The organism is Arthrobacter sp. NPDC057259 (assembly GCF_042668995.1).
In the GTDB taxonomy this organism is placed as follows: Bacteria; Actinomycetota; Actinomycetes; order Actinomycetales; family Micrococcaceae; genus Arthrobacter.
The window spans coordinates 1-1,883 of the sequence record NZ_JBHUYA010000017.1; the positions used below are offsets into that span (position 1 = coordinate 1).

Consider the following 1,883-nt stretch of genomic DNA (forward strand, 5'->3'; position numbering starts at 1 on the left):
TCCCGCAAACCACAGGTAATGTCCGACGTCTTGGACCCCAACGCCGCGGCAGAAGAAGAAGTGGTTGCCGAAATCGCCGCACTCGCCGCCGCAGGCACGGCTTCGATGGTGACGCCGGCGGCGTCGTTGCTGATCCAGTCAATGGAAACCCGGGTCCCGGCGTAAGTGGTAAAGGTTTGACCGGCCTGCCAGGCGTGGTGGGTGCTGTAGTAGCCGGCGAATGGCGTGGAGTCTGGCATGAGGATCAGGGAACCGGCCCCGATCTGCTGGACGATCTTGACCCCCCGGTTGCCGTTGACGGCCGTAGCGGTGTCATAACCGACGGGCAGGCGGAGTTCCAGGTAATAGACCTCGCCGCTTATAGGATCCGTGAATTTCAGTGCCCGGTTCGCCGCTGTGCCCGCCCAGGCGGTCAGGGTGTAGCTTTGGCTTCCGCCGGCCGTCCCGATATTGCGAATCTCGTCGCCTCGCCCAAAGCCGCCAAAATCCCACAGGGTGGAGCTAATCGTCGGTTGGCTGATTTGCGATGCGCCCATGAGGTCCATCGTGTCGCCGTATTCGCGGATGCTGCAGCTGCTGTCGGTGAACGATCCGTCCGGATTCGAGCCAGTGTCCTGCGCACCGCTGCCGCACTCCAAGCTGTTGGCGTGCATCAGGCCCAGGACGTGGCCGAACTCGTGCGTGAGGACACTCTTGGTCAACGACGCCGGAAGCGGCATGATGACTTTGCCGCTGGTTCCGTTATAGCTCCAGCCAGCCCCGAAGGCACCAGAGGAAAGCGTCGGAGTCGAGACGAACACCACGAGGGCCTGGTAGGAGCTCGGTGCCCATCCAAGCTCGTTCGTGATGGTGTTCATCATGTCGGAATAGCTTTGCTTCGATGAAGCGCTGCGGCTGTTGAACGTCTCCGTGGTGGCCACGGACATCGAGAGCCGGTTGTTGGACATGGTTCGCCAGTAGTCACTCGTCGTCTGGACCGCGGCAATGGCGCTGTCCATCGAGATGTTTGCCTTCACATCGGTGAGCTGGACCGTCACCAGTCGAATCTTGATGTCGCCGGTCCGGGACATCGAGTAGGCCTCGGTGCTCAGGCGGCGGGGAGCGACGCCTTTGCTTCCCTCGGCGGGAGGCGTTTCAAAGATGTGGGCCGACGTCGGCACGCCGCCCGTCTGTTCGGTAACCGGCGGCGTCGTCGTCATTGGCACGGCCGACGGCGACGGCGAGGAGGGTGCAGGTTGTGTGGGCGCAGCGGTGGGAGACGGCGACGCCGGGACAGAATTCGTGGGCGTTGGCGAGGTCGGGACCGGCGTCGGCGTGACCTCGCTGGCGAGCGAGGACGCAGTGGCCGTCGCATAGGCAGGCGTGACTGCGGTGACGGAGACCGCTGAAAGGAGCACGGCACTGAGAACCGTTGCCATCATCCGTGTGGGATTCATTTTTTCCTTCATGAAACGCGGTGCCTCGAGCCGTGCTGCGAGATTCCCCGCGGAGGGACCGGGAAGCGAAAGTAGTTTAGGGAGTGCTAGCGGGCCGATCGGGCCAAAATGGCCGAACCTGCGGACTATTTAGGCGTACACGCCGTGTTCTGGGCCAATGCTGCGTCTTTCCTGCGGCGTCCGGGTGCCGGCCGGCCCCGGGCTAGCCGATGTAGGCGCCGCGGGTTGTGGTCCATGTGATTTTTCCGTTTTGGTAGGTCTGGGTGCAGGTGTCTTGGGTGGTGGTGCAGGTTTGGGGGGTGGTGGGGTAGCCGAGGCGTCCGGTTTCATAGCCGTTGGCGGCCCAGAGGGTGCGGATGGGTCCGGTGGGGCTGATTTGGGCGCCGGTGGTGGGGGACCAGATGATGGCGCCGTTTTGGTAGTTCTGGTAGCAGCCGCTGTCTTTTA

At 63.3% G+C, this 1,883-nt stretch carries 1 protein-coding gene and 1 pseudogene; both read right to left on the minus strand.

What is annotated here, in order from left to right; all coding sequences use genetic code 11:
• A partial coding sequence (locus ACFUCU_RS16225; RefSeq protein WP_377973473.1) for a M12 family metallo-peptidase occupies positions 1 to 1,448 on the minus strand: 1,448 nt, incomplete at its 3' end.
• Positions 1,449 to 1,638: 190 nt separating this feature from the next.
• A pseudogene (locus tag ACFUCU_RS16230) lies at positions 1,639 to 1,883 on the minus strand (hypothetical protein); the annotation flags it as partial.